At 62.4% G+C, this 13,152-nt stretch carries 13 protein-coding genes; 8 read left to right on the plus strand and 5 right to left on the minus strand.

Annotated elements, in window-relative coordinates:
* Position 1: 1 nt before the first annotated feature.
* The 7 genes from mltB to ACMGF5_RS11920 all read left to right on the plus strand — a co-directional run bounded on the left by mltB (position 2) and on the right by ACMGF5_RS11920 (position 6,478).
* Entirely contained in the window at positions 2 to 1,012 is a 1,011-nt protein-coding gene (gene mltB / locus ACMGF5_RS11890; RefSeq protein ID WP_046785178.1) for a lytic murein transglycosylase B, read from the plus strand.
* Positions 1,012 to 2,010 carry a septal ring lytic transglycosylase RlpA family protein gene (locus ACMGF5_RS11895; protein ID WP_046785131.1) on the plus strand — a complete coding sequence of 333 codons (999 nt, stop codon included), beginning with the start codon at positions 1,012 to 1,014 and terminating at the stop codon, positions 2,008 to 2,010. The genes mltB and ACMGF5_RS11895 overlap by 1 nt, the downstream gene beginning before the upstream one ends.
* A 268-nt stretch (positions 2,011 to 2,278) precedes the next feature.
* Complete coding sequence (locus ACMGF5_RS11900; protein WP_046785132.1) at positions 2,279 to 3,439, plus strand: D-alanyl-D-alanine carboxypeptidase family protein; 1,161 nt, start codon at positions 2,279 to 2,281, stop codon at positions 3,437 to 3,439.
* Between the two features lie 72 nt (positions 3,440 to 3,511).
* Positions 3,512 to 3,787: a DUF493 domain-containing protein gene (locus ACMGF5_RS11905; RefSeq protein ID WP_012312556.1), complete on the plus strand. Its 276-nt coding sequence runs from the start codon at positions 3,512 to 3,514 to the stop codon at positions 3,785 to 3,787.
* Positions 3,787 to 4,434: a lipoyl(octanoyl) transferase LipB gene (gene lipB / locus ACMGF5_RS11910; protein ID WP_012312557.1), complete on the plus strand. Its 648-nt coding sequence runs from the start codon at positions 3,787 to 3,789 to the stop codon at positions 4,432 to 4,434. The genes ACMGF5_RS11905 and lipB overlap by 1 nt, the downstream gene beginning before the upstream one ends.
* A 2-nt stretch (positions 4,435 to 4,436) precedes the next feature.
* On the plus strand, positions 4,437 to 5,453 hold the full coding sequence (lipA, locus tag ACMGF5_RS11915) for a lipoyl synthase (protein WP_012312558.1): 1,017 nt from the start codon (positions 4,437 to 4,439) through the stop codon (positions 5,451 to 5,453).
* Between the two features lie 86 nt (positions 5,454 to 5,539).
* Positions 5,540 to 6,478 (plus strand): S66 peptidase family protein, encoded by a 939-nt coding sequence (locus tag ACMGF5_RS11920; protein WP_414156221.1) that lies wholly within the window; start codon positions 5,540 to 5,542, stop codon positions 6,476 to 6,478.
* A gap of 105 nt (positions 6,479 to 6,583) precedes the next feature.
* Here ACMGF5_RS11920 and ACMGF5_RS11925 read toward each other — a convergent pair whose 3' ends face one another.
* The 5 genes from ACMGF5_RS11925 to leuS form a co-directional block, all read right to left on the minus strand.
* Positions 6,584 to 7,900 (minus strand): lytic murein transglycosylase, encoded by a 1,317-nt coding sequence (locus ACMGF5_RS11925; RefSeq protein WP_115273493.1) that lies wholly within the window; start codon positions 7,898 to 7,900, stop codon positions 6,584 to 6,586.
* A 60-nt stretch (positions 7,901 to 7,960) separates the two neighbouring features.
* Positions 7,961 to 8,125, minus strand: coding sequence for an alternative ribosome rescue factor ArfA (gene arfA, locus ACMGF5_RS11930; RefSeq protein ID WP_016489355.1), 165 nt, complete (start codon positions 8,123 to 8,125; stop codon positions 7,961 to 7,963).
* Between the two features lie 122 nt (positions 8,126 to 8,247).
* A complete protein-coding gene (holA, locus tag ACMGF5_RS11935) occupies positions 8,248 to 9,285 on the minus strand; it encodes a DNA polymerase III subunit delta (protein ID WP_115275467.1) in 1,038 nt (345 codons plus the stop codon).
* A 37-nt stretch (positions 9,286 to 9,322) separates the two neighbouring features.
* Positions 9,323 to 9,928, minus strand: a complete 606-nt coding sequence (gene lptE, locus ACMGF5_RS11940) for an LPS assembly lipoprotein LptE (RefSeq protein ID WP_012312563.1) — start codon at positions 9,926 to 9,928, stop codon at positions 9,323 to 9,325.
* Between the two features lie 61 nt (positions 9,929 to 9,989).
* Complete coding sequence (gene leuS / locus ACMGF5_RS11945; protein ID WP_046785135.1) at positions 9,990 to 12,596, minus strand: leucine--tRNA ligase; 2,607 nt, start codon at positions 12,594 to 12,596, stop codon at positions 9,990 to 9,992.
* Positions 12,597 to 12,823: 227 nt separating this feature from the next.
* Here leuS and ACMGF5_RS11950 point away from each other — a divergent pair, with 227 nt between their 5' ends.
* Positions 12,824 to 13,138: a hypothetical protein gene (locus ACMGF5_RS11950; protein ID WP_012312565.1), complete on the plus strand. Its 315-nt coding sequence runs from the start codon at positions 12,824 to 12,826 to the stop codon at positions 13,136 to 13,138.
* Positions 13,139 to 13,152: the final 14 nt, after the last annotated feature.

A 13,152-nucleotide genomic window follows, 5' to 3' on the forward strand; every position in this document is an offset into this window, starting at 1 on the left:
CATGCAAGCAGTGCGTAACTGGGCTGCCCGTTTTGCGCCGTGGTTCGGCGCGGTGGGCCTGTTCGCCGCTGTCCAGCAGGCGCATGCCGGCGATTATGACGGCTCGCCTCAGGTGGCCGAATTCGTCGGTGAGATGAGCCGCGACTATGGCTTTGCCAGCGAGCAGTTGATGGGCGTGTTCCGCGAGGTTCAGCGCAAGCAATCGATCCTGGACGCCATATCGCGGCCGGCCGAGCGGGTAAAACCGTGGAAGGATTACCGACCGATGTTCATCACCGACGCGCGCATCGCCCGCGGTGTGGACTTCTGGCGCCAGCATGAAGCGGTGCTGGCCCGGGCGGAGCAGGAGTACGGCGTACCGGCGCAGTACATCGTCGCGATCATCGGTGTGGAAACCTTTTTTGGCCGCAACACTGGCAACTACCGTGTGATCGATGCCTTGTCGACCCTGGGCTTCGATTACCCGCCGCGCGCCGAGTTCTTCCGCAAGGAGCTGCGTGAATACCTGCTGCTGTCGCGCGAAGAGCAGCTCGACCCGCTGACCCTCAAAGGTTCATACGCCGGTGCCATGGGCCTGCCGCAGTTCATGCCGAGCAGCTTTCGCAACTACGCGGTGGACTTCGATGGCGATGGCCACATCAATATCTGGAACAACCCTGACGATGCCATCGGCAGTGTCGCCAGCTACTTCAAAGAGCACGGCTGGGTGGCTGGGCAGGGCGTGGTCAGTCGTGCCCAGGTCAGTGGTGCGCGGGCAGACGAAGGCCTGACCACGGGTATCGAGCCGGTGAAAACGGTCGCAGAGTTGCAGGCGCTTGGCTGGTCGAGTCATGATGCGTTGCGCGGTGATCTGCCAGTCACCGCCTTCCGTCTGGAAGGCGCAAACGGGCCTGAATACTGGTTGGGCCTGAAGAATTTCTACGCGATCACTCGCTACAACCGCAGCGTGATGTATGCCATGGCGGTGCATCAGCTTTCGGAACAGCTGGTCCAAGCACGGGGCGTCAAGTAATGCGCGCAATGATTTCTGCCAATACCTTCAAGTTGCTGGCCTGCATGGCCGTCGGCATGCTGCTGGTCAGTTGCTCCTCCAGCCGGCCGGCCCCCCAGAAAAGCGGCAATACCGTTCGTGCGCAGCCTGGCCTGGATATCAACCGTGCCCACAAGGACGGTGCGCCGTGGTGGGACGTGGATGTGAACAAGATCCCGGACGCGACGCCGACCGTGCACACTGGCAACTACAAGGCCAACCCTTACACGGTGCTGGGCAAGACCTACTACCCCATGCAGGACTCGCGCAACTACCGTGCCGAAGGCACCGCCTCCTGGTACGGCACCAAGTTCCACGGGCAGAACACCGCCAATGGTGAGTTGTACGACCTGTATGGCATGAGCGCAGCCCACAAGACCCTGCCACTGCCGGCCTACGTGCGGGTGACCAACCTTGCCAACGGGCGCAGCGTGATCTTGCGGGTTAATGACCGTGGCCCGTTCTACTCCGACCGCATCATCGACCTGTCCTATGCCGCAGCCAAGAAGCTCGGCTATGCCGAGAGCGGCACCGCGCACGTGCGGGTCGAAGGTATCGATCCCCAGCAATGGTGGGCTCAGCGTGGCCAGCAGCCGCCGTTGATGCTCAAGGAGCCTAAGGCCACCCAGCCTCAGGCGATTGCGGCCAGCACCGGGCGTGTCGAGCAATGGTCGCCGCCGGCGCAGCAACACGCAGCGCCCGTAGTGCCAGTGCAAGTGGGTGGCAACAATGTGCCGGCAGGCAACGGTGGCAGCTTCCTGCAGGTGGGCGCGTTTGCCAACCCGGACGCCGCCGAGCTGTTGCGTTCGAAGCTGAGCACCATGGTCAGCGCACCGGTGTTCATCAGCTCCATCGTGCGCAACCAGCAGACCCTGCACCGCGTGCGCCTGGGGCCGATCAGCAGCCAGGGCGAAATCCAGCAGGCGCAGGACAGCATTCGCCTGGCGAACCTTGGCCAGGCCAAGCTGGTCACAGACTGACGGCAGCGGCAAGCGGCAAGCGGCAAGCTTCAAGAAGAAGCCAAGGTGCGCGTCGCCTTGTCTTGCAGCTTGAGGCTTGAGCCTCTAGCTGTCTGTTTTGTCATGAATTGACGGGCGCGGCCATGTACAATGTCCGCTTTTGCCCGCAGCGACATAAAGCCGCACTTCCTGGGCTCGGCCCTGAGCCGCAAAAACTAGACTGACTGGCGCTGGGCACACGATGTGGCCCAGGGAACATCTCAGACCATTAGCGATTTTCGAGAGACGGATGAACATCACCAACCTTGCCAAACGACTTTGCCTGCCCGTACTGCTGATGATCACGCCTGCTGCCTTTGCGGCAGAGCAGATGATGCCGGCACCACCGCAACTGGCAGCCAAGTCCTACGTACTCATGGACGCGTCCAGCGGCAATGTGCTGGTCGAGAACAACGGTGACGAGCGCCTACCGCCGGCCAGCCTGACCAAGCTGATGACCGCCTACATCGCCACCCTGGACATCCGCCGTGGCCAGATCGGCGAGAACGATCCGGTCACCGTCAGCGAGAATGCCTGGCGCACCGGTGGTTCGCGCATGTTCATCAAGGTCGGTAGCCAGGTCACCGTCAGTGACCTGCTGCATGGCATCATCATCCAGTCGGGCAACGACGCATCGGTCGCCTTGGCCGAGCACATCGCTGGCAGCGAAGATGCCTTTGCCGACATGATGAACAAGACTGCCGCCGACCTGGGTCTGTCCAACAGCCACTTCATGAACCCGACCGGTCTGCCGCACCCGGACCACTACTCCTCGGCCCATGACATGGCTACCCTGGCGCGCGCGATCATCAACGTCGACCCGGCCCACTACGCGATCTACTCGCAGAAAGAGTTCTTCTGGAACAACATCAAGCAGCCAAACCGCAACCTGCTGCTGTGGCGTGACAAGACAGTCGATGGCCTGAAGACCGGCCACACCGAAGAAGCCGGCTACTGCATGGTGGCCTCGGCTGTACGCGACGGCCAACGCTTGATCGCGGTGGTGTTCGGCACCAACAGCGAGCAGTCCCGTGCTGCCGAAACCCAGAAGCTGCTGACCTATGGCTTCCGCTTCTTCGAAACCCAGACCTTCTATCAGAAGGGCACGGAACTGACCCAGGCCCCGGTCTGGAAAGGCGCCACCAGCATCGTCAAGGCCGGCCTGGCCGACGACCTGACCCTGACCATGCCCAAAGGCCAGATGAAGCGCCTCCAGGCTTCGATGACCATGAACCCGCAGCTCACCGCACCGATCGCCAAAGGTGACGTGATCGGTAAAGTGGAAGTCAAACTGGACGAGAACGTGGTTCACAGCGCCGACCTGATCGCCCTCGATGGCGTAGAGGAAGGTGGTTTCATCCGTCGTATGTGGGATAGCATCCGTCTATTCTTCTACGGGTTGTTCAACTGATACGTGACCTGCACGCCCCCTTAATCCTGCGGGGGCGTTGTTGTTGCCACGGCTTACGAGGCCGTTTCCGCCATGAGCGAACCTGACGTCAAGTCGCACAAGATCGAATTCCCCTGCGCCGATTACCCGATCAAGGTCATCGGCGATACCGTTGTCGGCTTCAAGGACATGGTGATCGAGGTCCTGAGCAAGCATGCCAAGGTCGACCTCGCCACTTTGGCCGAGCGCCAGAGCAAGGAAGGCAAGTACACCACGGTGCAGTTGCACATCGTTGCCGAGAGCGAAAATCAGCTGCACGATATAAACAGCGCCCTGCGTGCCACCGGCATCGTGAAAATGGTGCTCTGATGTCCCTTTGTCTCGGTTTTCGCGAGCTTGGCCTGCAGCCCTATGAACCGGTGCTGGAAGCCATGCGTCGCTTCACCGAGCAGCGTAGCCCGGACAGCCAGGATGAAATCTGGCTGGTAGAGCACCCCGCGGTTTTCACCCAGGGCCAGGCCGGCAAGGCCGAGCACCTGCTGGTACCGGGCGATATTCCGGTGGTGCAGACCGATCGGGGTGGCCAGGTGACCTACCACGGCCCCGGGCAACTGGTTGCCTACCTGCTGCTGGACGTGCGCCGCCTTGGCTTTGGTGTGCGCGAACTGGTCAGCCGCATCGAACAGACGCTGATCGAGCTGCTTGCCAGTTACGGTGTCAGCGCTGCGGCCAAGCCCGATGCGCCGGGTGTCTATGTCGATGGAGCGAAAATCGCCTCCCTCGGCCTGCGAATCCGCAATGGCCGTTCTTTTCACGGCCTTGCTCTGAACGTGGACATGGACCTTGCGCCATTCCGCCGAATCAACCCCTGCGGGTATGCGGGGCTGGCCATGACCCAGCTGCGTGACCTGGCAGGCCCGATCGAACTCGACGAGGTCAGGACAAGGCTGCGCGGACAGCTGGTCAAGCACCTCGACTATGCTGAGCAGACGACCCTGACGGGCGGAATCGACTGAATATGACAACTGTGCAAGAAGCCGTGCCGAACCTGATACCTACCCAGGATGCCACCCCGCGCCCAGCGCCGAAGAAGGTGGAAGCTGGGGTCAAGCTGCGTGGTGCCGACAAGGTGGCGCGCATTCCGGTGAAGATCATCCCTACCGATGAGCTGCCCAAGAAACCCGACTGGATCCGCGTGCGCATCCCGGTTTCCCCTGAGGTAGACCGCATCAAGCAACTGCTGCGCAAGCACAAGCTGCACAGCGTGTGCGAAGAAGCTTCCTGCCCGAACCTGGGTGAGTGCTTCTCCGGTGGTACCGCCACCTTCATGATCATGGGCGACATCTGCACCCGTCGCTGCCCGTTCTGCGATGTCGGCCACGGCCGGCCGAAACCGCTGGATGTGGACGAGCCGAAAAACCTGGCTGTTGCCATCGCCGATCTGCGCCTGAAGTACGTAGTGATCACCTCGGTGGACCGCGACGACCTGCGCGACGGTGGTGCCCAGCACTTCGCCGACTGCATCCGCGAGATCCGCGCGCTGTCGCCGGGCGTACAGCTGGAAACCCTGGTGCCGGATTACCGTGGCCGGATGGATGTGGCCCTGGAGATTACCGCGCAAGAGCCACCGGATGTTTTCAACCACAATCTTGAAACCGTACCGCGCCTGTACAAGGCCGCACGTCCCGGTTCGGACTACGACTGGTCGCTGGACCTGCTGCAGAAGTTCAAGCAGATGGTGCCGCACGTACCGACCAAGTCTGGCCTGATGCTCGGCCTGGGCGAGACGGACGAAGAAGTGATCGAAGTGATGCACCGCATGCGTGAGCATGACATCGACATGCTCACCCTCGGGCAGTACCTGCAGCCTTCGCGCAGCCACCTGCCAGTGCAGCGTTTCGTGCACCCCGACACCTTCGCCTGGTTTGCCGAGGAAGGCTACAAGATGGGCTTCAAGAACGTCGCATCGGGCCCGTTGGTGCGTTCGTCCTACCATGCCGACCAGCAGGCTCACGAAGCCAAGATCAAGCTCTGATCCTGGTTTGAGCCGTACATGCCGATGCACGCCGAAAGGCGGCATCGGCTTTTTTGTTTTTGTGCCCAGCGCTGCAAGGAGTTGCGATGAATTGCGCCGAAACGTTTGAACACCGCCTGCCCGCCGCGCTGCCGGACAATGCCTGCTTTGCCATTGTCGCTCCGGCGGGGCCGGCAAGGCTGGATGCGCAAAAGGCTGGCCAGTGGTTTGCCGAGCGCGGTTATCGCTGCCGTATCTACCCTGGAGTGGGGCATGCCGAAGGCTATCTGGCGGGCTCCGATCAGCAACGGTTACAGGATCTGCACGATGCCTTCGCTGACCCGACCATCGACGCAGTCCTGTGCATGCGCGGTGGCTATGGCAGCATGCGCCTGCTCGATCAGCTCGACTTCGACCTGATCCGGCGCAACCCCAAGCCGCTGATCGGCTACAGCGACATCACTGCGCTGCACACGGCTATCTATCGTCATAGCGGCTTGATCAGCTTTCATGGAGCGATGCTCAACGCTGACCTGCTGGGTGCCAAGCTCGCACCGACCGAGTCGTCGCTGATGGCGCAGTTGAGTGGGGCGTTAGGGGAGGGTGATGCCATCGTGCACCCGGCTGAATTCGTCTTGAATTGCGTGGTGCCTGGTGTTGCCAGGGGGCGTTTGCTGGGCGGCAACCTGTCGATTCTGGGGGCGACCCTGGGAACACTGGCGCAGATCGATACGAAGGGCTGCATCCTGTTCATCGAGGACGTCAACGAGCCGCTTTACCGGGTGGACCGGCTGCTGACCCAGTTGCGTCTGGCAGGCAAGTTGGCGGGGGTGAAGGGGGTGCTGGTGGGGGATTTTGCCGGTATCACCGTGGCGGCGTTGACGCCCCTGTTGCTGGACATCTTCGCGCCGTTGGGTGTGCCAGTGCTGTCCGGGTGGCGCAGCGGGCATTGTGACCCGAACGTGTGTTTGCCGCTGGGTGCAGAGGTGGTGCTGGACAGCGAGGCGCGGAGCCTGGTATTGGCGCAGGATTTGTTCAAGGGGTGAGATTGTCGGGGCCGCTTTGCGGCCCTTTCGCGACGCAAGGCCGCTCCTACAGGGGGATGAGCGATTTCTCGTGTCGCGATGGGGCGCAAGGCGCCCCCGGCATTATCACCGTTGACGCAGGCTATCGAGCAACTTGTGCGTCGGGTACCCATCTGCTGGCCACCCAAAACCCTGCTGCGCATTGCGAATGGCCTTACGGGTATTGGCACCGATGATGCCATCGGGGTTGCCCGCATCATGCCCGTTGGCGTTGAGCAGGTTCTGCAGCTCCATGCGCTCGCTGCGGCTCAGCGGCAAGTCTTCTTTGGGCCAGCTGCCTGCGATGAAGCCCCAGCCCGAAAAACGATCGCCCAGCAAGCTCACGGCCAGTGCATAGGACGATGAGTTGTTGTACTTGAGAATGGCGCGGAAGTTGTCCAGCACCAGGAATGCTGGGCCACGGGCGCCGGCCGGCAGCAGCAGGGCTGCGGAAAGTTCGTTGCTGCCCATCGGCAGTTTGGTGCCCGCCGGCAGTTTCACACCCAATTGCAACCACTCACTGACGGGCTTGCGCAGCGCGCCATCGGCCAGCCAGAAGTCGAAGCCTGCAGGTACCTGAACCTCGAAACCCCATGGTTGCCCGCGCTTCCAGCCGGAGCTTTGCAGGTAATGCGCAGTCGATGCCAAGGCATCCGGAGTGCTGTTCCAGATATCGCGGCGGCCGTCACCGTCGAAGTCCACTGCATGGGTGTTGTAGGTGGTGGGAATGAACTGGGTCTGGCCCATGGCGCCGGCCCAGGAACCACGCATGGCCTCTGGCTGGATGTCACCATGCTGGATGATCTGCAGCGCGGCAATCAGCTGATCCTGGGCAAACTGCGGGCGGCGGCCTTCATACGCCAGGGTCGCGAGTGAGCGAATTACCGACTTGCTGCCTTGGAACTGGCCAAAGTTGCTCTCCATGCCCCAGACCGAGACCAGGACCTGACGGTCTACACCATAGCGCTGTTCGAGGCGGGCCAGCAGCTCGGCATTCTGCTCAAGCAGTTTCTTGCCGTTTCGCACTCGCAGCGGCGACAGTGCTCCCTCCAGGTATTCCCACACCGGGCGGGTGAATTCGGGCTGGCTGCGGTCTGCCTTGATCACATCCATGTCCGGCGTCACGCCAATGAACGCGCGGTCGAAAGTGCTTGCCGAGATACCAGCCTGCAGCGCTTGCTGGCGGAAGCCGGCCTGCCATTGGGCAAATGTTTGCAGCGGCTGAATTTCAGTGCTGACGTCGGGCGTGGCGCTGGGCAGAGTCACTACCGGCGCGGGCTGGGCGGGGGCCAGCGGCAGGGCGTCGGCGGCGGTGGGCTTTTCCGCGCAGGCGACGAGCAGGATTAAGCTGGAGGCCGCGAGCAGCTGGCGGGATTTCCAGCGAGGGGTAAGACTGAAGGGCATGCACAGATCCAGAATTTCAGGTCAGGTGCCGACCATATCATGCCTGCGCTTTCGATGCTTTCATGCGGCCAAAAAGTAAGAAGCCTCCCAATCTCTCGATTGGAAGGCTTCGCGGCGGTAGCTGCCTTTGCCCTTGTCCGGTCGCTCCTGGCGGCAGCGGAACAAGGGTTGGGCGACGATGGATTTGGCCTTGTTGGGGCCGTGCTTCTTCGGCTTTTTGCTCATGGCGGGATTCCCGGGTCGGGTGGGTTTCGGGGCGGACTCTAGGCCTGTAGAGAGGCCGGGGCCAATTGATTGTGTCAATGGTTTGAAATACCGGGGCTGCAAACAAGCTCCCAGTATTTGAGTCACTCAGGCGGTAGAGCCAACCGCTGCCCGGCCATGAGCAATGACAAGCGTGACAGCCCGGTCCATGGTGACCCCACGGCTTGCCCCTTGATCTGCGCATCGATGCGCTGGGCATCCTGCAGCAGCTGCGCCCAGCGCTGCGCCGACAGGCGCTGCAGGGCTTTGCTGACCAGCGGCCGGCGCTTGTCCCATACCGGTGGGCGGGCCTGGCTGAAGGCCTTGTCCAAGGGCACACCCTGGCTGAACTGCTGCGAAAGCCCCGCCAGCAGACGCAGTTCGCGCGCCAGGGCCCACAGAATCACAGGTGGCTCCACGCCTTCACCGCGCAGGCCTTCGAGCATGCGCAGGGCATGCGCAGCTTCGCCATTGAGAATGGCATCGACCAGGCCGAAGACATCGAAGCGCGCGCTGTCGGCAACGGCCGCCTGCACCGTGTCTACGGTGATCTGGCTGCCGTCGGCGAGCAGCTTGAGCTTTTCGATTTCCTGGGCAGCAGCCAGCAGGTTGCCTTCGACACGTGCGGCAATGAGGTCGACCGCATCACGCTGGGCCGAAAGGCCGGCCTGTGCCAAACGCTGGTTGATCCATTGCGGCAACTGCTGGGCATCCACCGGCCAGATCTGGATGAACTGGCAGTGGCTGCCCTCGATCAGGGCCTTGCCCCACTTGGTCTTCTGCGCACTGCCATCGAGTTTGGGCAGGCTGACCAGCAGCAGGGTATCCTCGGCAGGGTTGGCGCAGTATTCCATCAGCGCCGCTGCGCCTTTGTCACCAGGCTTGCCCGAGGGCAGGCGCAGTTCCAGCAGCCGGCGTTGGGCGAACAGGGACAGGCTGGCGCCCGCCTGCAGCAGGGTGCCCCAGTCGAAACTGGCGTCGGCGCTGAACACCTGGCGCTCGTCAAAGCCCTGCTGACGCGCAGCATTGCGTATGGCGTCGGCGGCTTCCTGGCACAGCAGCGGATCGTCGCCACTGACCACATAGACCGGGGCCAGAGCGCCTTGCAGGTGCTTGTTGAGTTGGGCGGGGGCGAGCTTCATCGGAAACAGGCGGGGCACCGGAGTGCCCCGCACGGGCTCAATTGCCCGGAATTTCCAGCGGCGATTGCTGCGGCGTTTCCGCCTGCTGGCTGCGCGCGGCCTCCAGTGCGGCGGCTTCGGCCTTGGCGCGTTCGTCAGCTTCGCGCTGCAACTGGTCCAGCTGAGGCGGCGTCAGCATCTGCAGGCGCACGACCATGGCGTTGACCAGGTCGCGGCGCATTTCTTCGCGGGCAACAGTGGCTTCCTGGTCGGAACCGGTGATGTTGCCGCCGTCGCGTACATAGATTTTGCGCACTTCCAGCTTGTCGCTCATCAGCTCCAGGTTGTTCAGGCCAAGGATGCTGTAGCTGAGCACTGTGGTCAGTTCGTACTCGGCAGATTGGTTGCTGCTGGCGTAGGACGCTGCGCGCTGGGTTTGCTGTTCGTTGGTCAGTACCAGGCGATACGGGGCGCCGGTGTGCACATTGACGCCGCTGCGCTCCAGTACTTCGCGCAGTTGAGTCACGGTCGGGCCGTAGGCATCACGTGCACTGACGTCCATTTCCTTGACGCTGAGCTCGGAGGTGCCGGTGCCGCGCAGCTGGAAACCGCAGGCGCTGAGCATGATGGCCAGGCCCAATACCAGCAGATTGCGTTTGATCATGTTGTTGCTCCCTTGTGGGCCGATACCGCCCACCCGCACTGGCTGCAGGTGGGCGTTGCCATCAGTTGGCGACGATGTTGACCAGCTTGCCTGGCACTACGATGACCTTGCGGATGGTCAGGCCATCGATGAAGCGCAGGACATTTTCGTTGTTGCGGGCGGCGGCTTCGATTTCTTCGCGGCTGGCGGCTGCAGGCATTTCTACCTGGCCACGCAGTTTGCCGTTGACCTGGACCACCAGGGTTACGGTGTCCTGCACCAGAGCGCTTTCATCGACAACTGGCCAGCCAGCATCGATAACCGCTTGCTCATGGCCCAGCGCCTTCCACAGTTCGTGGGAAATGTGCGGGGTGATCGGGGCCAGCAACAAGGTGACGGCCTCCAGGCCCTCTTGCAGCAGCGCACGGTCTTGCTCGGTGCCCTGGGGGGCCTTCTCCAGGACGTTCATCACGGTCATCACCTGGGCGATGGCGGTGTTGAACTTGTGGTACTGGCCCACATCGGTGCTGGCCTGCTTGATCGCGGCGTGAATTGCACGGCGGATGACCTTCTGCTCGTCGTTCAGCGTGGCGAGGTCCAGTTTACCCGGCAGGCCCTGGTTGACGTGGCCCTGGGCCAGGCGCCAGACACGACGCAGGAAGCGGCTTGCACCTTCGACGCCAGAGTCCGACCATTCCAGGCTCATGTCGGGCGGCGAGGCGAACATCATGAACAGGCGGCAGGTGTCGGCGCCGTAGGCTTCGATCATCGACTGTGGGTCGACGCCGTTGTTCTTCGACTTCGACATCTTCTCGGTGCCGCCGATTTCCACCGGCAGGCCGTCGGTCTTCAGGCGTGCGCCAATGATTTTGGCCTTGGCATCGCGCTCGATTTCGACGTCGGCCGGGTTGAACCAGTCCTTGCCACCGTTGCTGGCGACGCGGTAGTAGGTATCGGCGACCACCATGCCCTGGGTCAGCAGGTTCTTGAACGGTTCATTGGAGGTGACCAGGCCTTCGTCACGCATCAGCTTGTGGAAGAAACGCGCGTAAAGCAGGTGCAGAATGGCGTGTTCGATGCCGCCGATGTACTGGTCGACCGGCAACCAGTGGTTGGCCGCTTTCGGATCGACCAGGCCCTTGTCGTAGTTCGGCGAGGCGTAGCGGGCGAAGTACCAGGACGACTCGACGAAGGTGTCCATGGTGTCGGTTTCACGCTTTGCCGCGGCGCCGCATTTCGGGCAGCTGCACTCGTAGAACTCGGGCATGCGCGCCAGTGGCGAACCGGCGCCGTCCGGCACCACGTTCTCTGGCAGGGTGACCGGCAGCTGGTCTTCCGGCACCGGCACGTCGCCGCAGGACGGGCAGTGGATGATCGGGATCGGGCAGCCCCAGTAACGCTGGCGGCTGATGCCCCAGTCGCGCAGGCGGAACTGGGTGCGGGATTTGCCCAGCTCCTTGCGGATCAGGGCTGCCTCGATGGCGTCGAAGGCGCCAGCGAAGTCCAGGCCGTCGAACTCGCCGGAGTTGATCAGCTGGCCGTGCTCGCCGTAGGCCGCCTGCCATTCGCTGCCGACTTCGTCGCCGGCGCTGGTGCGCACCACAGCCTTGACCGGCAGGTTGTACTTGTGGGCGAACTCGAAGTCGCGCTCGTCGTGGGCCGGTACGGCCATTACGGCACCGTCGCCGTAGTGCATCAGCACATAGTTGGCGACCCATACCGGCAGCTTTTCACCGCTCAGGGGGTGCTCGACCAGCAGGGAAGTGGGCATGCCCTTCTTCTCCTGGGTGGCCATGTCGGCCTCGGCAACGCTGCCGCTCTTGCACTCGTCGATGAATGCCTGCAGCGCCGGGTTGCCCTGGGCGGCCTGGGTAGCCAATGGGTGCTCGGCGGCAACGGCAACGTAAGTCGCGCCCATCAGGGTGTCCGGACGGGTGGTAAAGACTTTCAGCGTACCTTCGTGGCCGATGCTCGCCTGATCGTACGGGAACTGTACTTCCATGCCGCGCGACTTGCCGATCCAGTTGCGCTGCATGGTCTTGACCTGCTCAGGCCAGCCCGGCAGCTCGTCGAGGCTTTCCAGCAGCTCGTCGGCGTAGTCGGTGATGCGGAAGTAGTACATGGGGATTTCGCGCTTTTCGATCAGCGCGCCCGAACGCCAGCCGCGGCCGTCGATGACCTGCTCGTTGGCGAGCACGGTCTGGTCGGCCGGGTCCCAGTTCACGGTACCGTTCTTGCGGTAGATGATGCCTTTTTCGAACAGGCGGGTGAACAGCCACTGTTCCCAGCGGTAGTAGTCCGGCTTGCAGGTGGTGACTTCACGTGCCCAGTCGATGGCAAGGCCCAGGCTCTTGAGCTGGGTCTTCATGTAGTCGATGTTTTCGTATGTCCACTTGGCCGGGGCGACGTTGTTTTTCATCGCCGCGTTTTCCGCGGGCATGCCGAAAGCGTCCCAGCCCATCGGTTGCAGGACGTTCTTGCCCAGCATGCGCTGGTAGCGGGCAATCACGTCGCCGATGGTGTAGTTGCGCACGTGGCCCATGTGTAGCTTGCCGCTCGGGTACGGGAACATCGATAGGCAATAGTAGGTGTCTTTGCCTGGCTGTTCGGTAACAGCGAACGACTGTTGCTCGTCCCAGAAATGCTGGGCGGCGGCTTCGATATCACGGGGCGTGTATTGTTCGTGCATGGCTACTTTTGGCTGAGAGAGAAGAGACCTTGTTCCAGGCAGCGGAACCTCGCTGCGTCCGGCACTCCGGTGTCGTGAGAGTGAACGCCGTAGCATACAGTAGCGCCGCGCATCGTGGGAAACCCTGATTGCGAATGGCCGCTGGTCGCTGCACCGGGCTGCTTTTCGAAGCGGCGCTAAGCTCAGGTGTGGGGGGAGATATTCTTTATCTTCAATGAGGTGAACGGATGGGAGAGACGCAGCTACCCGCAATCAAACCGGAGCTTTACGAACGCCTGATCGACCGTCTTGGCCTGGCCCTGGAAGTCGCCAGAACGTCGGTACGATTGCGCGACGAGATGCCAGCCGAGCTGGAGTTGCGTGGCCTGAGCCATGCAGAGTTCGAAGTGATCAAGGCTTACCTGGACTCGGTCCCGGAACGCCGTAATGCCTGCGCCGGTAGTTACCCGCATGCGGAACCGACATCGGCGAAGATCATCTGGCTCAAGGACAAGAAACGCCCCGCCACGACGGCGACACCCAGGACGCTGCCACATCGCTAGCCGTTCAGGGCGCC

The organism is Pseudomonas sp. BNK-15 (genome assembly GCF_047456105.1).
Classification (GTDB): domain Bacteria; phylum Pseudomonadota; class Gammaproteobacteria; order Pseudomonadales; family Pseudomonadaceae; genus Aquipseudomonas; species Aquipseudomonas putida_E.